Below are 23,110 nucleotides of genomic sequence, written 5' to 3' on the forward strand. Positions count from 1 at the left end.
GCGCGCTAAGTAAGTGCGAAGTGAATGTAGCTCGCTAATATTTAGCGCGCAAGATAAATTTTTGAAAAAAACTGACCCTGCCCATCACCTGGAGATTCGATCAGACGGGAGATGCTTGAGATAGAGGCTTTCGTGCGGGATTTATGCGAAGTGAATTTTTTTGCGACGGGGGAGGACGCCTTCGCGGGCGATCCGACTTGCCCGCGAAGAACGATAACGCGGTCTAAAGGCTGTCTTGCAGGTGGCTGCGCAGCTCCTGGAGATCCGCTTGCAGCTTCTTCAACTGCTCCAGCGTCTGCCCGCTGGCGCCGAGGATGCACTGCGGAATATCGCGCGCTTTGGCTCGCAGCGCATGGCCTTGCTCGGTGAGTTCGACAATCACCACCCGTTCATCTTCGCGGCTGCGGGTGCGGCTCAGCAGGCCTTCGGCTTCCAGGCGTTTGAGCAGCGGGGTGAGGGAGCCGGGGTCGGTCAGCAGTCGGCTGCTGATTTCGCCGACCGTCAATCCGTCCTTTTCCCACAACACCATCATTGCCAGGTACTGCGGATACGTCAGGCCCAGCGCTTGCAACAGCGGCTTGTAAACCTTGGTCATCAGCAAGGAAGTGGAATGCAGGGCGAAGCAGACCTGATTATCCAGCAGCAGGTTATCGCAGTTGTCCGGGGTGTCGCGCTCGGTGTTCATTTCAAAGCCTTGATCAGTGATCGTCATGAATCTAGCGGGCGAATCTTTAATGCGCCAGATAATTATGGACTAGTGGCGGTCCAGGTTGGTTTGCAGCGCCAGATCCCACGGTGGGATGGGGCTGAAACGGGTCTTCAGGTATTCCAGCAGCAAGCGGCTACGCGAACTGGGCTGCTGCTCCAGGCGTAACGCATAAATACCGGTGCTTTCCGGTTTTGGCAGACCTTGTTCGCAGAACAGCGGTAGCAGTTCGCCGCGCAATAAATATTCACTGGCCAACCAGGTCGGCAGATGCGCGACACCCAGCCCGGCCAGTGCGCCGCAGACCAGCGCCTCGGCGTTATTGGCGCTCATGCGGATTCGCGCAGGCCGGTGCAAATGCATCTGCCCATCCCGCTCGAAGCGCCAGGCGAACGGCGGAGCCAGGCCGTCCCAATCCAGACCGTCGTGGTCGACCAATTGCGCCGGCTCGGTCGGCACGCCACGGCGTTGCAGGTAATCGGGGGCTGGCGCAGGCGATGCGCACCATGCTCGCCAGCGGCGTGGCCACCAGCCGGGTATCGGCCATTTGCCCGGCACGCAGTACCAGGTCGACCTTGCCCAGGTTCGAACCCTGCATGTCGACAAAGCTGTCGATCAGGTGCAATTGCACGTCGAGGCCGGGGTAAAGGGTCAGGAAGTCGGCAATCACCGGTGCCAGATGGCGTCGTCCGAACGCTGCCGGCGCATCGACCCGAATCAAGCCTTCCGGCGCGTTGCTCAGGGACACCGCTTCCGCCCGCGCCAGCCGCAGTTCCGCGACGATCCTCCGCGCGCGCTCGGCAAAGGCCAAACCTGCCGGGGTAGCCCGCACCGCGTGGGTGCTGCGAATGAACAGCTGACTGCCGACGGCGCTTTCCAGGCTATCGATACGTCGCGCCACCGCCGATGGCGTCAGGGGATGACGGCGGGATGCAGCGGAAAAACTGCCGGTCTCCAGCACATCCAGAAACAGTCCGAGTTGTTCGGTCAATTGATTGGGGTTCATGGCTTCGTCAACGCTTGTGCGAATTTGGCACAGCCATTGTGCGTTGCTATGCGTTTCCCTGCCAGAGCCGACTGCGTAGGATGAGCGGCCTGACAAGAGGAAACCGCCTGTGATTGAGTTCGTGATGTACCTGGTTTTTGGCGCCGCCATGGGCACCCTCGGCGGGCTCTTCGGCATTGGTGGCGGGTTGGTGGCGATTCCGCTGCTGGGCGTGTGGTGCGGTCTCGATCAGCAGGTCGCCCAAGGCACGGCGCTGGTGATGGTGGTGCCGAACGTGATGCTGGCGCTATGGCGTTATCACCAGCGCAATCGCATCGAATTGCGTCATGCGCTGCCATTGGCTTCGATGGGATTCTGCTTCGCCTGGATCGGTTCGATCTGGGCGGTGGGCATCAATGCGCAAACCATGCGCGTGGGGTTTGTCGCGTTCCTGGTCGCGCTGTCGGCCTACAACCTGGTGCGAATGTTCGCCGCCACTGCGCCGGCGTCTTCACAGATGCATTATTCATGGCCGTGGCTGGGTGTGCTCGGCGCGGCTTCCGGGACCATGGGCGGGTTGTTTGGCGTGGGTGGGGCGGTGGTGGCCACGCCGGTGTTGACCAGTCTGTTCGGTACCAGCCAAGTGGTTGCCCAGGGCTTGTCGCTGGCACTGGCATTGCCGAGCACGGGCGTCACGTTGGCGACTTATGCGGTGCACCATCAGGTGCACTGGGCGATCGGTATTCCCTTGGCGGTCGGTGGATTGATGAGCATCAGTTGGGGCGTGAGAATCGCCCACGCACTGCCGGAGCGGCTGTTGCGCGGGCTGTTCTGTGGGTTTCTGGTGTGCTGCGCGGTGATGCTCGCCTTTAAAGTTTGAAGCCTTCGACGATGTGCTCGGCCAGGCATTCGGTGATCGGTGAAGGGTTGTTCAGGTTGCGGATCAGCATGATGCTGGCTTCCGGCAACAGCGGCAGGTCTTCGTCGGCGCCAAGGATGCGCATGTCTGGCGTGATCAGGCTTTCCAGTTGCGCGGTGATCGCAAGCCCCGCGCTGACCACGGCCATCAACGCCGACAGGCTGGAGCTGTTGTAGGCAATGCGATAATCGCGACCCATGGCTTCCAGCGCATTACACGCCCAGGCACGGCAGAAACAATCGCTATTGAACATCGCCAGCGGCAGCGGCGTCTGCTCGTGGGCGTTGAAGCATTGGGCCTCGGCCCAGACAAAACGCTCCTTGCGCAACAACTGGCCGATCTCGTTACCCGGCTCGCGGGTGACGATGGACAGGTCCAGGTCCTGGCGCTGCAACAGTTGCCGGGTCGATTCGCAATGAACCTCGATCTGGATCAGCGGGTAGAACTGCGCGAAGCGCGACAGGATGCCCGGCAGAAAGCGCATCACGTAATCGTCGGGTGTGCCGATGCGCACCGTGCCGACCATGTGCGGCTCGCGCAGGGTATTGAAGACTTCGCTGTGGAGTTTGAGGATGCGCCGCGCATAGCCGAGCAACACCTGGCCTTCGGCGGTCAGCTTGACCTGGCGCCCGTCGCGTTCGAACAGCTGGCGCTGCAACACGTCTTCTTCCAGACGTTTCATCTGCATGCTCACCGCCGACTGGGTGCGGTTGACCATTTCCCCGGCGCGGGTAAAGCCGCCCTGATCAGCGATCGCGACGAAGGTGCGCAGTACATCGGTGTCGATACTGGGGTAGGCGGACATTCATCAATCTCCGAGATGTATGCCATCAGAAACATTCGTTGGATTGATCTTAGCGCTGCGGCGAGACTGGATCCATCCCTAAAGGAGGGCTACACGATGAAAGGTCACAACGAGCATGTAACGGAACAAAAATTCTCAATCCACGCGGTATCCGATCTGCTGCACAAGTTTAGTCGCTGGTACGAACTTCACCGTGAACGTGAATTACTGGCGAGCTTGAGCGACGAAGCACTGAAGGATATCGGCGTGAGCCGCGCAGATGTGGAGCATGAGGCAGTAAGACCGTTCTGGGATGATCCGATGCACAAATGATGATGCCATCGCTACACAAACCACTTTCGGGTGAGGTAGGTTGCGAGCAGACAAGGAGATGCTCATGCCCGCCACACTGTCCTTTTCCCTCAAACAGGTTCGGCGTCTGGCGCTGGCTGCCCAAGGGTTCAACGGGCGCCAGCCGCCGGCGGCGATCAAACCGGTTCAGCTCAACCGGCTGATCGAACGGCTCGGCATTCTGCAGATCGACTCGGTCAATGCATTGGTACGTTCGCACTACCTTCCCTTGTTTTCCCGTCTTGGCAATTATTCAACCGACTTGCTCGATCAGGCTGCCTGGAGTCAGGGCCGCCGGCGCACGTTATTCGAGTATTGGGGCCACGAAGCTTCGTTATTACCGTTGTCGATGTACCCCTTGATGCGCTGGCGCATGCAGCGCGCTTCCCGTGGCGAAGATATCTACCAGCAACTGGCGCGTTTCGGTCGTGAGCAGCAGGACACGATTCGCCGTGTTTTAGCGTCGGTCCAGGAGCTCGGTGCGCTGGGGGCGGGCAGCCTGTCGTCCCGTCAGGAACGGGCAGGGCCGTGGTGGGACTGGAGCGCTGAAAAGCACGCGCTTGAATGGTTGTTCGCCGCCGGTGAAGTGACCGTGGCCAGCCGGCGCGGGTTCGAACGGCTTTATGATTTGCCGGAACGGGTGATTCCTTCGGCGCTTCTGCAGCAGCCCTTGCTCAGTGAAGCCGAAGCCCAGCGCGGGTTATTGCTGCATGCGGCCACGGCGTTGGGTGTCGGCACGGAAAAGGACCTGCGGGACTATTTTCGCTTGAGCCCGGCAGACAGCCGGCCGCGTCTGGCGGAACTGGTCGAGGGCGGAAAGCTGCTGGTCTGTGGCGTTGAAGGCTGGCGGCAACCGGCTTATTGCCTGGCTGAGCCGAAAGTGCCGCGTAAGGTCGAGGCCAGTGCGCTGCTTTCACCATTCGATTCGCTGATTTGGGAGCGCAGCCGTACCGAGCGATTGTTCGATTTCCGTTATCGGCTGGAGATTTATACGCCGCAGCATAAACGCGTCTACGGCTATTACGTCTTGCCGTTTTTGCACAATGAGCGGATTGCTGCGCGGGTCGACTTGCGAGCCGAACGAGCGTCGGGCCGGTTGGCGGTGCATGCCGTGCATGAGGAAGAGCCGGGGCTGGATGATGAAGGGATGCTGGCGTTGGCGGTCAATCTGCGGCGGATGGCGGACTGGTTGGGGCTCGAGCGGGTTCAGCTGAATTGCCCGCGGGCGAGTGCGGCGAGGTTGCGGGGGGCGTTGGTTCAATTCAGTGTTGTTTGAATTGACGCCTTCGCGGGCAAGCCTCGCTCCTACAGGTTTTATGTCGTCCACCGGAAATGTGAACGACCCAAAACCTGTAGGAGCGAGGCTTGCCCGCGAAGGGCTTAACGCGATTTAACGCCGGACTTGCTTCAGGGTCTCGGCAATCAAAAACGCCAGTTCCAGCGACTGATCGGCATTCATCCGCGGGTCGCAATGGGTGTGATAACGATCCGACAACCCATCTTCGGTAATCGGCCGCGCGCCGCCGATGCATTCGGTGACGTTCTGCCCGGTCATTTCGATGTGGATGCCGCCGGCATAACTGCCTTCCGCTTCGTGAACCTGGAAGAACTGCTTCACCTCGCCAAGGATCTGCGCGAAGTCGCGGGTCTTGTAGCCGCTGCTGGCCTTGATGGTGTTGCCGTGCATCGGGTCGGAGCTCCAAAGCACTTGCTTGCCTTCGCGCTGCACCGCGCGAATCAGCTGCGGCAGGTGATCGCCGACCTTGTTCGCGCCCATCCGCGCAATCAGGTTCAGGCGACCCGGGTCGTTATCCGGGTTGAGCACATCGATCAGGCGAATCAGGTCTTCAGGGTTCATGCTCGGGCCGACCTTGACCCCGATCGGGTTATGCACCCCGCGCAGGAATTCGACGTGAGCACCGTCCAGTTGACGTGTACGGTCACCGATCCACAGCATGTGGGCCGAGCAGTCGTAGTAGTCGTTGGTCAGGCTGTCGCGACGCACGAAGGCTTCTTCGTAGTTCAGCAGCAGCGCTTCGTGGGCGGTGAAGAAACTGGTTTCGCGCAGTTGCGGCGAGCTGTCCATGCCGCAGGCGCGCATGAAGGCCAGGGTTTCATCGATGCGATCGGCCAGGTGGCTGTATTTCTCGGCCAGTGCCGAGTTGGCGATGAAGTCCAGGTTCCATTTGTGTACCTGATGCAGATCGGCAAAGCCGCCCTGGGCAAAGGCGCGCAGCAGGTTCAGGGTCGCAGTGGACTGATGGTAGGACTGCAGCAGGCGATCCGGGTCCGGTAAGCGGCTTTTTTCGTCGAAACCGATGCCGTTGACGATGTCGCCACGGTAGGCCGGCAGCGTCACGCCGTTGATGGTTTCATCATTGGCCGAACGGGGTTTGGCGAACTGACCGGCCATGCGTCCGACTTTGACCACCGGGCAACCGGCCGCGAAGGTCATGACGATCGCCATTTGCAGCAACACTTTAAAGGTGTCGCGAATTTTCGCGGCGGAGAATTCGGCGAAGCTTTCGGCGCAGTCGCCGCCCTGCAACAGAAATGCCCGGCCCTGGGTGACTTCGGCAAACTGACGGCGCAACTCCCGCGCTTCACCGGCAAACACCAGTGGCGGATAGCTCGCCAGGGTTTGCTCGACGTGCAGCAAATGCGCCGCGTCGGGGTATTGAGGTTGTTGCTGGATCGGCAGGGCGCGCCAGCTGTCAGGGCTCCAGGGTTGGCTCATCGCAGTCTCTAGTGTTTTACGCTCGGACGGTTATGTTATCAGCAATTAGTGCGTGACCTGCTCCCGTCGCTTCGCGGACAATCGCGCCTTTGCCGCTTTATGTTGCGGTTTATCGTGTTGCCGGGGCCGGTAACGATCAGGAGACGAAATGACTGAGGAGCGCGTCGAGCATCTGCTCGCCGAGGTGCAGGATGAGTTCGGCGTGATTCGCGTGCTGGAAGTGGCCGATTACCGTTTTCTGGAGTTCGGTGACGCCATCGAACAGAGCTGCGTGTTCACCGCCGACCCTAGCTGGCTCGAGTACGATTACACCCGCGCGATGCTGATTGGTGCGCTGTGCCACGAGCAGCCGGAAAGCGCGCTGTTCCTCGGCCTTGGTGCTGGGACACTGACCCAGGCTTGCTTGAAGTTCCTGCCACTGGAAGATGTCGAAGCCATCGAGCTACGCCCTGACGTACCGCGCCTGGCCATCGAATACCTGGGGCTGGATGACGATCCGCGGCTGTACATCCGCGTCGGCGATGCGCTGGAGTTGCTCGATACGGCTGAACCGGCCGATCTGATTTTCGTCGACCTGTATACCGATGTCGGGCCGGGTGTCGGGCATCTGGCCTGGAGCTTTCTGGAAAACTGTCAGAAACGCTTGAATCCGGGGGGCTGGCTGGTGATCAACCAGTGGGCTACCGACGACGGCAAGCCGTTGGGTGCAGCGTTGTTGCGCGGTCTCTATCACCGGCATTACTGGGAACTGCCGGTGAAGGAGGGCAACGTGATTCTGATCGTGCCATCGGAGCTGGATCAGGAGTTGGACATGGAAGGGCTGATCGCCCGCGCGGAAGGCCTGGCGCCGCGGTTGGGGTATTCGTTGCAATCGCTGATCAAGGATATTCGGCCGGCGACTTAATGCGATGAGGTCATTTGTGGCGAGGGAGCTTGCTCCCTCGCCACAAAAGCCGATCTGTCAGCAGCCTTTGAAGACGCCTGGCCGCTTCTCGATCATCGACCGCACACCCTCCTTGGCGTCCTCGCTGTTGAGCAGTTTCTTCACCAGTGCCGGCAATGCTTGGGTCGCAGCAATTTCACCCTCGTAGTGCGCCTGTCGCGCAGACATCAACGTCGCCTGAACCCCCAGCGGTGCCTGCCTCGCAATCCTCTCGGCCAACTCGATCGCCCGTGGCAGCAAGTCCTCGCTGGCCATGACTTCCTGCACCAGGCCCAGATGCAAGGCGTCATGTGCATCGAATTCATCGCCGGTGAGCAGCCAGCGCATGGCGTTGCCCCAACCGGCGACCTGATGCAGGCGCAAGGTGGCGCCACCGAACGGGAGGAGTCCGCGCTGCACTTCCTTTTGGGCAAAACGGGTATTGCTGGCGCACAGGTTGATGTCGGCGGCCAGCATCAATTCGATGCCCGCGGTCAGGCAGTAGCCTTGCGCCGCGACAATCACCGGTTTGCTGACGCGGGGGCCGCCGAACACGCCCCAGGGATCGCAGCCACCGGGTGGTGCCTGCCAGCCTTCGGCCAGGGCTGCGCCGGCGCTGACCAGGTCGAGCCCGGCAGTGAAATGCTCGCCATGGCCGAACACCACCGCGACCCGCGCCTCACTGTCGGCTTCGAATTCCCCATAGGCCAGGCTGAGCGCATTGAGCAGGTCGAGGTCGAAGGCATTGCGCTTGGCCACCCGATCCAGGCCGATCATCAGGACATGACCGTGTCTTTCACGGGTGACACGACTGGGGCTGGGCTGATTCATGGAGCATTTCCTCGGGCGGGAAGGGGGCGTCAGACCAAAGGTCTGCGTCGCAAGGGTGAACCGTTTTAGCGCCATCGTCAGCAGGGCCGGGCCTTTGCAAAATAGACGGTTGTACGATTATCCGCAAAGCCCGTGACACAACGGCGTATGCCGGTTTTTTCCGATAAAAAAAGCTCCCTTTTTTGCCGAATTCCGGTATAGTGCGCGCCGGCCTTTAACCGGGCCGCGTTTAGGTAGCGCAATTCCCCGAAGCCAGCTTCGGCTGCACGTCCGCCCCGCGGACTCTTCCTTGACGATTCTTTTCATTCATTCGTTTTCGCAAATCCCCGCCGACAAAGCTGCCAGGGCGACTCTTGAGTCTCAACACGGCATGCGCAGCTTTGGAGCATGGGTCTTTGCGGATGCACTTAGAGGCAGACCCATGACCCAGGAAATCGGCGGCTTCGCCGCTCTTGAACTTCACCCTAATATTGTCGCTGCAGTAGTCGCTACCGGCTATGAAGAGCCTTCGGCCATTCAGCAGCAGTCGATCCCGATCATTCTCGCCGGTCACGATATGATTGGCCAGGCGCAAACCGGTACCGGTAAAACCGCTGCCTTTGCCCTGCCGATCCTGCACCGCATTGATCCGTCCAAGCGCGAGCCGCAAGCTCTGATCCTGGCCCCAACTCGTGAGTTGGCGCTACAAGTTGCAACCGCTTTCGAAACCTACGCCAAGCAAATGCCGGGCGTAACTGTTGTGGCTGTCTACGGCGGCGCGCCGATGGGCCCACAATTGAAAGCAATCCGTAATGGCGCACAGATTGTTGTCGCCACTCCGGGCCGTCTGTGCGACCACCTGCGTCGCGACGAAAAAGTCCTGGCTACCGTGAACCACCTGGTTCTCGACGAAGCGGACGAAATGCTCAAGCTGGGCTTCATGGACGACCTGGAAGTTATCTTCAAGGCCATGCCGGAAACCCGTCAGACCGTATTGTTCTCGGCCACCCTGCCGCAATCGATCCGTGCCATCGCCGAACGCCACCTGCGCGATCCGAAGCATGTGAAGATCCAGAGCAAGACTCAGACCGTTACCGCGATCGAACAGGCTCACCTGTTGGTTCACGCTGACCAGAAGACTTCTGCCGTTCTCAGCTTGCTGGAAGTGGAAGATTTCGACGCCCTGATCATGTTCGTGCGCACCAAGCAAGCGACCCTGGACCTGGCCAGTGCCCTGGAAGCCAAAGGCTACAAAGCCGCTGCGCTGAACGGTGACATTGCTCAGAACCAGCGTGAGCGCGTCATCGAATCCCTCAAGGATGGCCGTCTGGACATCGTTGTGGCGACCGACGTTGCCGCTCGTGGCCTGGACGTTCCGCGTATCACTCACGTGTTCAACGTTGATATGCCGTACGACCCGGAATCCTACGTTCACCGTATCGGCCGTACCGGCCGTGCCGGTCGCGAAGGTCGCGCGCTGCTGCTGGTCACTCCTCGTGAGCGCCGCATGCTGCAAGTGATCGAGCGTGTTACCGGTCAGAAAGTTGCCGAAGTTCGCCTGCCGGACGCTCAAGCTGTTCTCGATGCCCGCATCAAGAAACTGACCAACAGCCTGTCGCCGCTGGTAGGTGATGCCGAGTCGACTCACGGTGATCTGCTGGATCGTCTGACTGCCGACATCGGTTGCAGCCCGCGTGCCCTGGCCGCAGCTCTGCTGCGCAAGGCTACCAACGGTCAAGCGCTGACCCTGGCCGCGATCGAGAAAGAACGTCCGCTGGTGCCGAACAATGCACCGCGTGGCGATCGTCCAGAGCGTTCCGGTGATCGTCCGGACCGTGGTGACCGCGAGCGTCGTGCTCCGATCCCGCTGGCTGAAGGCCGTGCTCGTTGCCGTACCGCGCTGGGCGCGCGTGATGGTATCGCTGCCAAGAACCTGCTGGGCGCCATCCTCAACGAAGGTGGTCTGGCGCGTGAAGCCATCGGTCGCATTCAGGTGCGTGACAGCTTCAGCCTCGTCGAGCTGCCGGAAGATGGTCTGGAGCGTCTGCTGACCAAACTGAAGGACACTCGCGTTGCCGGTAAGCAGTTGAAGCTGCGTCGCTACCGCGAAGATTGATCTGCCCCCGGGCTGATTGATCGCACATAAAAAATCCCCGACTGGTTCGGGGATTTTTTTTGCCTGCTGTTTTGTGTCCGGCGTTTGAGCGGGGGCGGCGGTCGACTTATTAGCCGAAACGATAGATATCCATCCCCAGCGCCCCCATGGTGAACCCTTGGTGCACAATGCTGAACTCGCCCCCGGCCGCGCGGGCGAAGTACAGCGGTAACAGATGTTCGTCACTCGGGTGGTTGCGCACCGCGTTCGGCGCTTGCTGGCGATAGTCGTGTAGCGCGGCTTCATCGTTCGCTTCGAGTTTTTCGATCATCCAGTCGCGGAACGCCTTGGCCCAGGGTTCGACGCTTTCCGGGCCGGCGTGCCAGTCCAGTTCGCGCAGGTTGTGGGTGATGCTGCCAGAGCCGATCAACAGCACGCCGCGCTCACGCAGGCTGGCCAGGGCATGTCCGACGCGGGTTTGTAGCGCCGGGCCGCCACGGGTGGGCAGCGAGACCTGCACCACCGGGACATCGGCCTGCGGGTACATCAACGACAAGGGTACCCAAACGCCGTGGTCGAAGGGGCGCTTGGCGTCGATGCGCGCAGGCAGGCCATCGGTCTTCAGCAGCTCGACAACCTCAGTCGCCAGTTGCGGGCTGCCGGGTGCCGGGTACTGCACCTCGAACAAGGCCCGCGGAAAACCGCCGAAGTCGTGCCAGGTTTCGGGTTGGGGGTTGCCGCCGACCAGCAATTCGCTGCTTTCCCAGTGCGCGGAAACGATCACGATGGCTTTGGGCTTGGGCATTGTCGCGGCCAGATTCGCAAGGGCCGGCCCACTGGCGCCAGGTTCCAGGGCCAGCATGGGGGAGCCATGAGAGATATACAGGCTGGGGAACATAATTGAGCTCCGGAGAGTAAGATGGCAGCATCTTCAGTCAGATCATTGATCTAAATCTAATATAAGTTTTAGAGTCTTTTGATCGAATTTTTCGGGGTTAATTATGCAGCCGGAGTTTTGGCACAAACGGTGGGCGTCGAATCAGATCGGCTTTCATCTGCCGGAAGTAAATCCCTATCTGCAACGGTTCTGGCCGCAACTGGGCCTTGATGAAGGTTCTCGCGTACTGGTGCCGTTGTGTGGCAAGAGCCTGGACCTGTTGTGGCTGGCGCACTGCGGTCATGAGGTGCTGGGTATCGAGTTGTCGGAAAAGGCCATCGAGGACTTTTTCAATGAGCATCAACTGGACCCGGCAATCAGCGAGCAGGGACCTTTCAACGTCTATCGGGCCGGGTCGATCGAGTTGTGGTGCGGCGATTTCTTCGAGTTGACGGCAGGCGATGTTGCCGATTGCAGCGCACTGTACGACCGCGCGGCGCTGATCGCCTTGCCGCCAGCGATGCGTGAACAATACGCGGCTCATCTGATCCGGATTCTGCCGAAGGATTCTTTAGGGATTTTGATTACGCTGGATTACGACCAGAAGCAAATGGCCGGACCGCCATTTGCTGTGCTTGATGACGAAGTGCAACGGCTGCTGGGGGCTTCGTGGGAGCTGAAGATCCTGGAAGACCAGGACGTCCTGGGTGAGAGCTGGAAGTTTCTCGAGGCCGGTGTCACGCGGCTTGAGGAGCGTGTGTATCGGGTTTCCAGCCATTAAGGTGTGTTGAGCTTGCTGGCCTCTTCGCGGGCAAGTTGGATCGCCGCACCGCTCGCTCCTACAGGCTTTGTGTAATTCGCCGATTATGTGAACGACACAAGACCTGTAGGAGCGAGGCTTGCCCGCGAAGAGGGCCTGAAGAGCACCGCATTAATCAAACAGACAAAAAAAGGCCCGCATTCACTGCGGGCCTTTTCTTTTAGTGCTGCGGAACCTGTCAGCCCCGGCGACGCAGTGCGTCGATGCGTTCTTCCAGCGGCGGGTGGCTCATGAACATGCGGGCGAACCCTTGCTTGAGACCACCGTTGATGCCGAAGGCATTCAGGGTATCCGGCATGTGCACCGGCAGCCCTTGTTCGGCACGCAGGCGCTGCAGGGCACCGATCATTGCGCTGGTACCCGCCAGGCGTGCGCCGGCGTCGTCGGCGCGGAATTCGCGCTTGCGCGAGAACCACATGACGATGGCGCTGGCCAGGATGCCCAGGACCAGTTCAGCGAAGATGGTCGCCACGTAGTAGGCGATACCCTGGCCTTCTTCGTTCTTGAAGATCACCTTGTCGACAAAATTGCCGATGATCCGGGCGAAGAACATCACGAAGGTGTTCACCACGCCCTGGATCAGCGCCAGGGTGACCATGTCGCCATTGGCCACGTGACCGATTTCGTGGGCCAGAACGGCTTTCACTTCATCCGGCGAGAAACGCTCGAGCAAGCCCTGGCTGACCGCGACCAGTGCGTCGTTCTTGTTCCAGCCGGTGGCGAAGGCGTTGGCTTCATAGGCCGGGAAAATCCCGACTTCGGGCATCTTGATCCCGGCTTCGCGGGACAGTTGCTCGACGGTTTGCAGCAGCCATTGCTCATGCCGGGTGCGCGGCTGGCTGATGATCTGGGTGCTGGTGCTCATTTTCGCCATCCACTTGGAGATGAACAGCGAGAACAGGGAACCGGCGAAACCAAAGACCGCACAGAAAATCAGCAGCTGATTGAGGTTGAGATCAACCCCGTTGGCCGCCATGAACCCGTTGAAGCCGAAAAGGCTCAGGGTGATGCTGGCAATCAGCACGACCGCCAGGTTAGTGGCCAAAAACAGCAAAATGCGCATCATGGTTGTAGAAATCTCCTCGTGCTAAAGATGTAGCGTACTGCGGGGTATATAAGGTGCTGCACCGGGCTATTCAACCGGGTGACTATTTCAAACTGTGTCCTACGGCAACAGTCTAGCTGCTTGAAGGGCATTTCCGACGTCGACATGGGAAACGGTTGTCAGCCGATTAGCTTCACAGGCCCCCGCCGTTATTGGGCGTGGGCATGAAGCGTGTCGTCAGTCAGCGCTTGAAACAACGAGGCAGGGCAGGGCGCACAGAAGTGTTGCTGAATTAATCACCGTGCGACTTTTATCAGCGTCGCACGGTGACAGGCCATTTACTGGCGATAGGACTTGAGGAAGTTGCCGATCCGGCCAATCGCCTGATCCAGGTCGTCGACCCGTGGCAGGGTGACCACGCGGAAATGGTCTGGCCATGGCCAGTTGAAGGCCGTGCCTTGTACCACCAGCAGCTTTTCCGAGAGCAGCAGGTCGAGCACGAATTTCTCGTCGTTGTGGATCGGGCAGACTTTCGGATCGATCCGCGGGAACGCATACAGCGCACCCATCGGCTTGACGCAGCTCACGCCCGGAATGTCGTTGAGCAGTTCCCAGGTACGATTACGCTGTTCCAGCAGACGCCCTTGGGGCAATACCAGATCGTTGATGCTCTGATAACCACCGAGTGCGGTCTGGATTGCGTGCTGGCTCGGCACGTTGGCACACAGGCGCATATTAGCCAGCATGTCGATGCCTTCGATGTAGCTCTGGGCGTGGTGTTTCGGGCCGGAAATGGCGATCCAGCCGGAGCGGAAGCCGGCCACGCGATAGGACTTGGACAGGCCGTTGAAGGTCAGGCACAGCAGGTCCGGTGCCAGCGAGGCGGTGCAGATGTGCACGGCGTCGTCGTACAGGATCTTGTCGTAGATCTCGTCGGAGAACACCACCAGATTGTGCTGACGGGCCAGTTCCAGCATGCCCAGCAGGACTTCTTTCGAATACACCGCGCCGGTCGGGTTGTTCGGGTTGATGATCACCAGGGCCTTGGTGTTCGGGGTGATCTTGGCCTTGATGTCGGCCAGGTCCGGCCACCAGTTGGCCTGCTCGTCGCACAGGTAATGCACCGGGTTGCCACCCGCCAGGCTCACTGCGGCGGTCCACAGCGGATAGTCGGGGGCCGGTACCAGCACTTCGTCGCCGTTGTTGAGCAGGGCCTGCATCGACATCACGATCAGCTCGGAAACGCCGTTGCCCAGGTAAATGTCTTCAATGCCGACGCCTTCCACCTGCTTTTGCTGGTAGTACTGCATCACGGCTTTACGGGCGCTGAACAGGCCTTTGGAGTCGCTGTAGCCCTGGGCGGTCGGCAGGTTGCGGATCACGTCCTGAAGAATTTCGTCCGGCGCTTCGAAACCAAAGGGCGCCGGGTTGCCGATGTTCAGCTTGAGGATGCGATGACCTTCCTCTTCCAGGCGTTTGGCGTGCTTGAGCACTGGGCCGCGAATGTCGTAGCAGACGTTGGCGAGCTTGTTCGATTTGCTGACCTGCATGGCGATGTGTTCCCGAAAATGAACGATCCAGGCGGCGTGTGAACGACCGTGCTGGGAATCCTGCGTATTCACACAGGCCTGACGCCTTGAGTGGCGGCACTCATAAATCCGTTTGAATGCGCGTGGTCTGGCTGCCAGACTGGCGTTTGACGAGGCGCAATCATACGTGCCGCCCGATCCGTGGAAAAGGTACAGATCGGGCTTTTTCAGCTGCTGAGGTGTATCAATGGAAAAGTTGGAAAAAACCCTGGAAGAATGGCGGGCCATGCTTGATCCGGAGCAGTACAACGTTTGCCGCCTCAAGGGCACCGAGCGACCGTTCTCCGGTAAATACAACGGCACCAAAACCGACGGCGTTTACCACTGCATCTGCTGCAACGCACCGCTGTTCGACTCCAAAACCAAGTTCGATTCCGGCTGCGGCTGGCCGAGCTTCTATGCGCCGATCGGCGACAGCGCGATGGTCGAGATCCGTGATATCAGCCACGGCATGATCCGTACCGAAGTGGTCTGCGCCAAATGCGATGCGCACCTTGGGCATGTGTTCCCGGACGGTCCGCCGCCAACCGGTTTGCGTTATTGCATCAACTCGGTGTGCCTGGACCTCGTTCCCCGCGAATAATCTGCTGATGTCGTGCGCTTGATTTGTATACGCAGGAGCAGCCTCCGGCAGCTCCTGCAATGATGTTCGCGTGCCGGGCATCTATTGATTTATTAAATTGCACACAATTCAATTGCTCGCTATGTTTGATCTTCCTTCACTCGGAGTTCGTGCCATGAGCGACAACCTGCTGAGCATCCCTTGCACCACCATCAAGGGGGAGCAAAAGACCCTGGCCGATTTCGCCGGTAAAGCGGTGCTGGTGGTCAACACCGCCAGCAAATGTGGTTTCACCCCGCAGTACAAAGGCCTCGAAGAGCTCTGGCAGAGCTACAAGGATCAAGGTTTGGTGGTGCTCGGGTTTCCCTGCAATCAGTTCGGCCAGCAGGAGCCGGGCAACGAAGGGGCGATTTCCGAGTTCTGCGAGCTGAATTACGGGGTGAGTTTCCCGCTGTTCAAGAAGATCGAAGTCAACGGTGCCGGCGCTCATCCGCTGTTCGTTCAGCTGAAAAAACGCGCGCCAGGTGTATTGGGTTCCCAGGGCATCAAATGGAACTTCACCAAGTTCCTGATCGGCAAGGACGGTCAACTGGTCAAGCGCTTTGCTCCGGCAACCAAGCCGCAAGCGCTGCGCCGCGAGATCGAAGCCCTGCTCAAATGAACACGTTGTCAGTTGATTCGCTGAAACTCGACAGTCAGCTCTGCTTCAAGCTGTACGCCGCTTCTCGGGCGGTGATCCGTGCCTACAAGCCGATGCTCGATCAACTGGGCCTGACCTACCCGCAATACCTGGCGATGCTGGTGCTGTGGGAATGGCAGGAGGCGGCGCCGGAGCAGCCGACGGTCAAGGCGCTGGGCGAGCGCCTGGCGCTGGATTCCGGGACCCTGACGCCGCTGCTCAAGCGTCTTGAGCAACTGCAACTGGTGCAGCGCCAGCGTTCGGCGCGCGATGAGCGCGAGGTGCACTTGAGCCTGTCGTCCACCGGCAAGGCCTTGCGCGATCAGGTCGGGCCGCTCAAGGCCCGCCTGTTGTGCGATAGCGGTGTCGATCTGGATCGCCTGAATGAGCTGCGCGATGGTCTTGATCACCTGTTGGGGCAAATCAAATCGCTGTCGTAGTGGGTATCCACAAGTCGAGCAGGGCCGCCAGTTCTTCCCGGCGGAAGGGTTTGGCCAGGTAGTCGCTCATGCCCGCCGCACGGCAACGTTCGCGTTCTTCGGACATGGCGTTGGCGGTCAGGGCGACGATGGGCAGTTGTGGCCAGCGCCCGCTGCGACGGATCTGCCGGCTGGCTTCATAACCGTCCATCACCGGCATGTTGCAGTCCATCAGCACCAGGTCGAATTCGCTGTGTTCGAGCTGATCCAGGGCTTCAGCGCCATGGGCCGCGACGCTCACCTCGCAGCCAAGTTTGCCGAGCATGCCCTTGGCCACCAACTGATTGACCGGGTTGTCCTCCACCAGCAGGATGCGCCCGCGTCGCTGGGGCGAGAGGACTTCGACCCGGGCACCGTTGATCGTGTTGAGTTCCGGCTGCAGGATCCGTCGCAATGTCTGGTAAAGCGCATTGCGCGCCAACGGTCGCGCCTGTTGCTGCAAAGGTGCCAGGGCGCTGGCTTGCTCGCTGGGCAGGAAACTGCCGTATGCGGTCACCAGCAGAATCGGCGCGGTTAAAGTTGGGCGCAGGCCAAACAGGCATTCGGGACAGTCGGTGATCAACACATCCGGTTTCAGGCCGATCAATCGGTCATCGATGGAACGTTGTTGATAGCCGAGCCCCCATTCGGGCAATAGATTCTGTAGCAGTTCCGCCAGTCCGCTGCTGGCGGCCGTGATCGCGACGATGTTGCCTTGCAGAGCTGCTGGCGGGATGGCGCGGGTGTGGCAGGGCAGCGGCAGGTCGGCGCAGAACTGACTGCCGAAGCCTGCTTCCGAGCTGATCGTCAGCCGCCCCTGCATGGCTTCGCAGAGGTTGTAAGTCAGCGCCAGGCCCAGCCCGGTACCGCCGAATTGCCGGGTAATGCCGGCACCGGCCTGGGTAAAGGGCTGGAAGATTTTGACCTGTGCGTCCTGGGCAATGCCGATGCCAGTGTCGCAGACCTCGATTCGCACGCCGTCTTCGAACGTTGAAAGACGCACATCGACCCGCCCGAAGCGGGTGAACTTGAGGGCGTTGGACAGCAGGTTGCTGACGATCTGCCGGACCCGGGTCGGATCACCGAGCACCAGCGCGGGAAATTGCGGGTCGATCAGGCACGTTAGCTCGACGCTCGGCGCGGCGTTCTGGGACAGCAGGTTGGCGGTGTCTTCGATCAGCGAGCCGAGGTCGAATGGAATGTGTTCGAGTTCCAGCTGGCCGGCATCGAATTTCGACAGGTCGAGAATATCGTTGAGCAGTTCCACCAGCACTTTGCCCGAGTCATGGGCGATGGACAGTTGTTGCTGCTGCTCGGCATTGAGCGGGCCGTCCAGCGAGAGCGCGATCATCCCCAGCAGACCGTTGAGAGGCGTGCGGATTTCATGGCTCATGTTGGCCAGGAATACCGAGCGTGCCTCGGCCATGTCCAGGGCGGTACGGCGGGCGACTTCCAGTTCCTCGTTGGACTGGCTGAGCCGCGAGTTGATGGCCTTGAGTTCCGCCGTACGGGCCGAGACGATATTTTCCAGTTGCGAGAGGTAGTCGGTCAGGCGGTTTTCGGCATTGCGCCGCTGCTGGATCTCGGTGGCAATGTTATCGAACTGTTGATTGGCGACCTTGACCAAGACGCCGATTTCATCGTTTTCATGCCCCGCCGGATACTCCAGCCAGGTCGGCTCCGCGCTGCGCGGATCACGACCACTGAGTTCTCGGATGACCCGTACCAGCGGTTTGGTCAGCATCACGTAAAACAGCGCCAGCAGAATGCCCGTAAGGATCAGGCTGCGCGCGAAGCCATTGAGCAGGGTCACTTCGGCCCGGCGCAGGAAACGACTGCCGAAAGTGTAGGTATCGACATCCAGGTGCAAGGTCCCGAGGGATTCGTCCGGCAAGTGGTCGAGGTAAAGACGGTCTTCAAACTGTCGGTTGGCGCCGAACAGGAAGTCGCTGAGCACCCGGTAATTGTTTTCCAGGCCCGGACGTTTGGCGCTGGCCAGCACGGTATTGTTGTTGTCGGTCAATTTCGCGCCGATGATCGCCGGGGAGCGCAGCAGGCCCAGGATCAGTTCCTGGGCGAGTTCGGCATCGATGTTGTAGGCGATGCGAGACGCGGGGTTATGGCTGATTTCCAGCAACGACAGGATTTCGCGGTTGATGGAGGCGTCTTCGCTGGCATAATCGATGCCTATTTGCACAAGGCTGAGCAGCGTGCCCAGAATGAAACCGACCAGCACCGTAAGCTTGGCTTGCTTGTACGACAGCCGCTGGCTGAACTTGATATCCATGGGGTGTTGAACCACTTCCGTTTCCCTTCGCTGCTCAAGCATAGTCGATCATCAATGGATACCGATGTTCTCGCAAAACACCTGTACGGGGTGTTGGCCGGGCATCGGATGCTGTGTTTCGTCGCTGTACCGCCATCATCACTGTGAACGTGCCCGAGGAGAAGACGTGGATTCCCGATTGAATGCTTTTCTTGAACGCGCCGATGCCGTTCTGGCCCGTATCGAACCGCTGCTGCCGGCGCCTCGGCAAACGGTCGACTGGACACATTGCCTGGCCGCACGCTGGCAACGCGAGGGTCGCAACGGTTTTCTGTTGCCGCTGCAAGTCAGCCTCGACATGCGCCTGTCCGACCTGATCGGCGTTGACCGGCAACTTGAGCAATTGGGCCGCAATACTCAACAGTTCCTCGACGGCATGCCTGCCAATCACGCCTTGCTCTGGGGCTCGCGGGGCACCGGTAAATCGTCGCTGGTGCGCGCCTTGCTGGCCGAACACGCCAAGAACGGCCTGCGGCTGATCGAGATCGAGCGCGATCACCTGGCGGACTTGCCGCGGGTGGTCGAGCAGATTGCCAAGCTGCCTCAACGGTTTGTGCTGTTCTGCGATGACCTGTCGTTCGAGTCGGGCGAGGGCGATTATCGCGTGCTCAAGAGCGTACTCGATGGCTCTCTCGAGCAGGCGCCAGATAACGTTCTGCTGTACGCCACCTCCAACCGTCGCCATCTGGTGCCGGAAAAGGAAAGCGATAACGAAAACTGGAAAAGGGTCGATGGCGAGCTCCATCCCAATGAGGCGGTGGAAGACAAGATCGCACTGTCGGACCGTTTTGGCCTGTGGCTGTCGTTCTATCCGTTTACTCAGGAACATTTCCTCAACGTCGTCGAGCACTGGATCGGCCAATTGGCCGACAAGGCCGGTCTCAAGTGGCAGCGTGACGAAGAGTTGGACATCCTCGCGGTGCGCTGGGCCACGGGCCGGGGTAATCGCAACGGACGTTGCGCGTATCAATTTGCCCGCTATTGGGTCGGGCTGAAGCTGTTGGAGCAAAAGGCATGATCGATTTACAAAAGAGCGGCCAGGGCCTTGAGGGCTACGGCATGCTATGGGCACAGCTGGAATCGTTGCTGGCGGACGAGCGTGATTTTATCGCCAACGCCGCGCAATTTTCCGCGTTTCTGTTCAACCAGCTCGATGACCTGAACTGGGCCGGTTTCTACCTTAATCGCAACGAAGAACTGGTGCTTGGCCCGTTTCAGGGGCAGATCGCCTGTGTACGGATTCCATTCGGTCGCGGCGTGTGCGGGGCTGCCGCTGCCACCTTGCAGACCCAGCGGGTCGAAGACGTACATGAATTCCCCGGCCACATCGCTTGTGACAGCGCATCGAACAGTGAACTCGTCGTGCCATTGGTCAAGGACGGTCGACTGATCGGTGTGCTGGACCTCGACAGCCCGAAGCTGGCGCGTTTTACCGCTGGCGATCAGGCCGGAATCGAGCAGCTGGCGGCGATTTTCCTGCGTCTGACCGACTGCTGATCAGCCCTTCAAGCCGGCCTTGATCAGCAGGCTTGTCGGGTCAACGGTGTCTATCTGCTGTGGCTCAAGGAATTGGCTGGCGTACTGCAAGTAGATTTCGTCGTTGATGAACAGCCCGAACAATTCAGCGTCGATGTGGGCGTCACGGCACATGGTGGCCATGATGCCCAGCGCTTCGCTCAAGGACTTGGTTTTCTTGTAGGGGCGATCGGCGGCGGTCAGCGCTTCGAAAATATCGGCAATCGCCATCATCCGCGCCGGCAGGCTCATGTCTTCGCGCTTCAAGCGTTTGGGATAACCGGTGCCGTCCATTTTTTCGTGGTGGCCGCCGGCGATTTCCGCGACGTTATTGAGGTGACCGGGGAAGGGCAGGTGACTGAGCATCAGGATCGTCTGCACCATGTGGTGATTGATGATGTAACGCTCCTCGCGGGTCAGGGTGCCTCGGACGATGCTCAGGTTGTACAGTTCGCCCCGGTTGTACTTGTATCGCGGCACGTCGAGCTTGAATCCCCAGGGATTGTCGTCCGGGATCAGTTCGCTGTCGGCGCGCTCGAGCAGATGCTCGGGTTTATCCGCTAGCAGTGGCTCGCTGACCGGCAGGGTCGGCACCGGGGTCCGGGCCTGGCGCCGGTTCTCTTCCCACGAAACGCCAAGCCGATCATCCAGGGTTCGGGTCCAGGTACGTTGGGCGATGGTGTTCAACCGCTGCAGATCGGCCTCGGCCATGGCCTCGCTGCCCAGGTTGCAGCGCGCCACAAACGCGAAATCATCATCCAGCGCCGCCAGGCTCGCATTGCGCAATTGCGCCAGAGGCGACTCGTCACCCCCCAGGGCGATGGCCTGCCAATAATTGATCCAGGCATCACGCTTGAGGACTTCGAAACGGGTGCGGATTTCGTGGATGCGGTCGTACAGGGTCTCAAGTTTCGTGGCTTTGTCGACCACGTATTCAGGGGTGGTGACCTTGCCGCAATCATGCAGCCAGGCGGCGATGTGCAGCGCCTCCCATTCATCTTCGCCGGGCTGATAGCTACGGAAGGCCGGGTCCTGACTGGCAGCGGCCGCCTGTGCCAGCATCAGCGTCAGTACCGGTACTCGCTGGCAGTGCCCGCCGGTGTAGGGACTCTTGGCATCGATTGCGCCGGCCAGCAGCTGAATGAATGAGTCCAGCAGCTGTTTTTGCCTGGCTTGCAGGCGCTGACTTTCGATACTCACAGCGGCCGCGCCAGACACCGCCTGGAGAAACGCGATGCGATCCGGGCGCAGTTTTTCCAGGTCGTCTTGCGTGCCGCTGTCGGCCAGCAGCAAGACCAGCAGCCCCACGGTTTCGTTATGACGATTGTGTAGCCGAATACCGACCAGATGAACCCGCGGGCACTCCAGCGCGAGCAAGACTTTCTGCAGATCCCCCGCCTGTTCGAAACCCAGGGAGGTGACGACATTGTCGGCGGTCGACAGTGTTTGCATCCACTGAGGGCTCTGAAAATCCTGGGGTACGTGTCCTTGAATGTCGAATGGCGGCAAGGCCTGTGAACTGCCGTTGATGACCAGCGCATGAGGTTCCACGCGATTTTCATCACCTTCACGCAGGTAGATCAGACCGGCCTGGGCCTGGCCGATCTGCACGGTTTCAAACAACACCCGTTGCAGCAAGGGGGCGAAACGGGTTTCGGCGCTCAGGCTTTCGGTGATCCGGAAAAAACTCGCCAGGGTGTCTTTCATGCGCGCCATCGACACGCTCAGTTGGTCGACTTCCAGCACCGGCGAGCGACGGCTGGCCGGAAAATTGAAATCGAAACTACGAATCGCATCGGCTTCCCGCACCAGGGCGCGCAGGGGGGTGACCAGGACTCTGGAGGTCAGCCAACCCATGGGCAGGCACAACAGTAGCGTTGCCAGGGTAATCAGCGCGCCTTGCCAGCGCATGCGGTAGGCATCGACGAGCAATTCGTCTTCCGGCACCAGCAGCGCCAGTTGCAGCCCCTGTGGGCCACCCTCCTGCATGCTGCTGCGCGCCGCGATCCATTGACGACCCGCGGCGTTCAGGCGATTGATCTCAGGCGGACTGGTGAGCAGGGCCGCGAGGCTGGGGCTCAGGTCGGCGGCTTTGATCAGCCGGGCTGTCTGGTCGTCGACGATCAGTTTGCTGCTGTCGGGGTAGGCGACGGCATTACCCTCGGCATCGAGCAGCACAATTTCGGTGCCGGGCGTCACCACATGTTTGGCCAGGGTAGCTGACAGTTCCGCCAGCGTAAGGTCGGCCCCCATCACCGCTTGCTCACCACTGCGCCGCGCCAGGGTTGTGCCGACATTGTGGGTGGAGAAAAACAGGTAGGGCTCGGTGGTGATCTGATCACGGTCGCTGCGGGCGCTGGAGAACCAGGCGCGGGTGCGTGGATCGTAGATTTCGTCGGGGTTGTCCAGACGGCTGACGAGGGCCAGGTTCTGATCGAAAAACAAGGATTGGGAGCGGACCTGACCGCCGCCTGGATGCTCGATGCTCCATACCTGATACGCCGCGGTGTCCGGTGCCTTGAGCTGCGTTTTCAGCGCGACGCTGCGCAGGGGGCGAACCATGAAAAAGTCGCCATTGCTGTAGCCCAGGTACAGCGAGGCCAGATCGGGGTTGTCCGTGAGTGATTGACTGAAGGGCTTGAGCAACGCCAGGCGTTGCTCAAGGTCGGCGGCCTGGGTTGCCGGATTGTCCGCCAGCAGGCTCAGCAGATGACGAATCGGCTCATAGGTGCGATGCAGGTCCAGACGGACATCCTGCTCGATGCGATTGAAGAGCTTTTCACTGCTGGAAAGAATGATCCGGGTGGTTTGCCGATAGTTGAAAATGCCCAGCACCACCCCGGTCAGCAACAGCAGGAACGTGAACATCACGCTGATATGGATGTGCAGGGGAAATCGGCGCTGGTCCGGGCGCAGTGGGCTGGGCATTG

19 protein-coding genes and 2 pseudogenes are annotated in these 23,110 nt (G+C 60.1%); 11 read left to right on the forward strand and 10 right to left on the reverse strand.

Annotated features, from left to right (window positions below):
• Positions 1–223: 223 nt before the first annotated feature.
• Both PGR6_RS08070 and PGR6_RS08075 read right to left on the reverse strand, forming a co-directional pair.
• A complete protein-coding gene (locus PGR6_RS08070) occupies positions 224–685 on the reverse strand; it encodes a MarR family winged helix-turn-helix transcriptional regulator (protein ID WP_064621208.1) in 462 nt (153 codons plus the stop codon).
• A 69-nt stretch (positions 686–754) separates the two neighbouring features.
• Positions 755–1,712, reverse strand: a pseudogene (locus PGR6_RS08075) (LysR family transcriptional regulator).
• Between the two features lie 109 nt (positions 1,713–1,821).
• Here PGR6_RS08075 and PGR6_RS08080 point away from each other — a divergent pair.
• Positions 1,822–2,571 carry a sulfite exporter TauE/SafE family protein gene (locus PGR6_RS08080; RefSeq protein WP_064616726.1) on the forward strand — a complete coding sequence of 250 codons (750 nt, stop codon included), beginning with the start codon at positions 1,822–1,824 and terminating at the stop codon, positions 2,569–2,571.
• Here PGR6_RS08080 and PGR6_RS08085 read toward each other — a convergent pair.
• Positions 2,561–3,415: a LysR substrate-binding domain-containing protein gene (locus tag PGR6_RS08085; protein ID WP_018930024.1), complete on the reverse strand. Its 855-nt coding sequence runs from the start codon at positions 3,413–3,415 to the stop codon at positions 2,561–2,563. The genes PGR6_RS08080 and PGR6_RS08085 overlap by 11 nt on opposite strands.
• A gap of 96 nt (positions 3,416–3,511) precedes the next feature.
• On the opposite strand from PGR6_RS08085, the gene PGR6_RS08090 reads away from it, so the two are divergent.
• Both PGR6_RS08090 and PGR6_RS08095 read left to right on the forward strand, forming a co-directional pair.
• Entirely contained in the window at positions 3,512–3,727 is a 216-nt protein-coding gene (locus PGR6_RS08090) for a DUF1127 domain-containing protein (protein ID WP_018930023.1), read from the forward strand.
• A 64-nt stretch (positions 3,728–3,791) separates the two neighbouring features.
• The gene (locus PGR6_RS08095; RefSeq protein ID WP_064616728.1) at positions 3,792–5,021 is read left to right on the forward strand and encodes a winged helix-turn-helix domain-containing protein; all 1,230 of its coding nucleotides are present in this window, start codon (positions 3,792–3,794) and stop codon (positions 5,019–5,021) included.
• Between the two features lie 114 nt (positions 5,022–5,135).
• On the opposite strand, the gene PGR6_RS08100 is transcribed toward PGR6_RS08095, so the two are convergent.
• Positions 5,136–6,482 (reverse strand): class II 3-deoxy-7-phosphoheptulonate synthase, encoded by a 1,347-nt coding sequence (locus tag PGR6_RS08100; RefSeq protein WP_064616730.1) that lies wholly within the window; start codon positions 6,480–6,482, stop codon positions 5,136–5,138.
• A gap of 148 nt (positions 6,483–6,630) precedes the next feature.
• On the opposite strand from PGR6_RS08100, the gene PGR6_RS08105 reads away from it, so the two are divergent.
• A complete protein-coding gene (locus PGR6_RS08105) occupies positions 6,631–7,386 on the forward strand; it encodes a spermidine synthase (protein WP_007940010.1) in 756 nt (251 codons plus the stop codon).
• Positions 7,387–7,443: 57 nt separating this feature from the next.
• On the opposite strand, the gene PGR6_RS08110 is transcribed toward PGR6_RS08105, so the two are convergent.
• Complete coding sequence (locus PGR6_RS08110; RefSeq protein WP_064616732.1) at positions 7,444–8,235, reverse strand: crotonase/enoyl-CoA hydratase family protein; 792 nt, start codon at positions 8,233–8,235, stop codon at positions 7,444–7,446.
• Positions 8,236–8,622: 387 nt separating this feature from the next.
• Between PGR6_RS08110 and PGR6_RS08115 the strand changes: the two are divergent.
• Positions 8,623–10,330, forward strand: a pseudogene (locus tag PGR6_RS08115) (DEAD/DEAH box helicase).
• A gap of 109 nt (positions 10,331–10,439) precedes the next feature.
• Here PGR6_RS08115 and PGR6_RS08120 read toward each other — a convergent pair.
• Positions 10,440–11,207, reverse strand: coding sequence for a DODA-type extradiol aromatic ring-opening family dioxygenase (locus tag PGR6_RS08120; RefSeq protein ID WP_064616734.1), 768 nt, complete (start codon positions 11,205–11,207; stop codon positions 10,440–10,442).
• Between the two features lie 103 nt (positions 11,208–11,310).
• On the opposite strand from PGR6_RS08120, the gene PGR6_RS08125 reads away from it, so the two are divergent.
• Complete coding sequence (locus tag PGR6_RS08125) at positions 11,311–11,967, forward strand: thiopurine S-methyltransferase (RefSeq protein ID WP_064616737.1); 657 nt, start codon at positions 11,311–11,313, stop codon at positions 11,965–11,967.
• A 217-nt stretch (positions 11,968–12,184) separates the two neighbouring features.
• Here the strand turns inward: PGR6_RS08125 and htpX are convergent, their stop codons facing one another.
• Both htpX and PGR6_RS08135 read right to left on the reverse strand, forming a co-directional pair.
• On the reverse strand, positions 12,185–13,072 hold the full coding sequence (htpX, locus tag PGR6_RS08130) for a protease HtpX (RefSeq protein WP_008075669.1): 888 nt from the start codon (positions 13,070–13,072) through the stop codon (positions 12,185–12,187).
• 317 nt (positions 13,073–13,389) lie between these two features.
• Positions 13,390–14,601, reverse strand: a complete 1,212-nt coding sequence (locus tag PGR6_RS08135; RefSeq protein WP_007940017.1) for a pyridoxal phosphate-dependent aminotransferase — start codon at positions 14,599–14,601, stop codon at positions 13,390–13,392.
• A gap of 226 nt (positions 14,602–14,827) precedes the next feature.
• On the opposite strand from PGR6_RS08135, the gene msrB reads away from it, so the two are divergent.
• The 3 genes from msrB (at position 14,828) to PGR6_RS08150 (ending at position 16,321) form a co-directional block, all read left to right on the forward strand.
• Positions 14,828–15,223 carry a peptide-methionine (R)-S-oxide reductase MsrB gene (gene msrB / locus PGR6_RS08140; protein ID WP_007940018.1) on the forward strand — a complete coding sequence of 132 codons (396 nt, stop codon included), beginning with the start codon at positions 14,828–14,830 and terminating at the stop codon, positions 15,221–15,223.
• A gap of 154 nt (positions 15,224–15,377) precedes the next feature.
• On the forward strand, positions 15,378–15,863 hold the full coding sequence (locus PGR6_RS08145) for a glutathione peroxidase (RefSeq protein ID WP_018930016.1): 486 nt from the start codon (positions 15,378–15,380) through the stop codon (positions 15,861–15,863).
• Positions 15,860–16,321: a MarR family winged helix-turn-helix transcriptional regulator gene (locus PGR6_RS08150; protein ID WP_007940020.1), complete on the forward strand. Its 462-nt coding sequence runs from the start codon at positions 15,860–15,862 to the stop codon at positions 16,319–16,321. Before PGR6_RS08145 ends, PGR6_RS08150 begins: the two co-directional genes overlap by 4 nt.
• On the opposite strand, the gene PGR6_RS08155 is transcribed toward PGR6_RS08150, so the two are convergent.
• A complete protein-coding gene (locus PGR6_RS08155; RefSeq protein ID WP_018930015.1) occupies positions 16,305–18,626 on the reverse strand; it encodes a hybrid sensor histidine kinase/response regulator in 2,322 nt (773 codons plus the stop codon). The two genes, PGR6_RS08150 and PGR6_RS08155, sit on opposite strands and share 17 nt — an antisense overlap.
• Positions 18,627–18,792: 166 nt before the next feature.
• Here PGR6_RS08155 and PGR6_RS08160 point away from each other — a divergent pair, with 166 nt between their 5' ends.
• A complete protein-coding gene (locus PGR6_RS08160) occupies positions 18,793–19,683 on the forward strand; it encodes an ATP-binding protein (protein ID WP_018930014.1) in 891 nt (296 codons plus the stop codon).
• Entirely contained in the window at positions 19,680–20,162 is a 483-nt protein-coding gene (locus PGR6_RS08165; RefSeq protein ID WP_064616739.1) for a GAF domain-containing protein, read from the forward strand. The genes PGR6_RS08160 and PGR6_RS08165 overlap by 4 nt, the downstream gene beginning before the upstream one ends.
• Here PGR6_RS08165 and PGR6_RS08170 read toward each other — a convergent pair whose 3' ends face one another.
• Entirely contained in the window at positions 20,163–23,108 is a 2,946-nt protein-coding gene (locus PGR6_RS08170) for an HD domain-containing phosphohydrolase (RefSeq protein ID WP_064616741.1), read from the reverse strand.
• Between the last annotated feature and the right edge of the window lie 2 nt (positions 23,109–23,110).

Origin of the sequence: Pseudomonas sp. GR 6-02, assembly GCF_001655615.1 — a bacterium.
In the GTDB taxonomy this organism is placed as follows: domain Bacteria; phylum Pseudomonadota; class Gammaproteobacteria; order Pseudomonadales; family Pseudomonadaceae; genus Aquipseudomonas.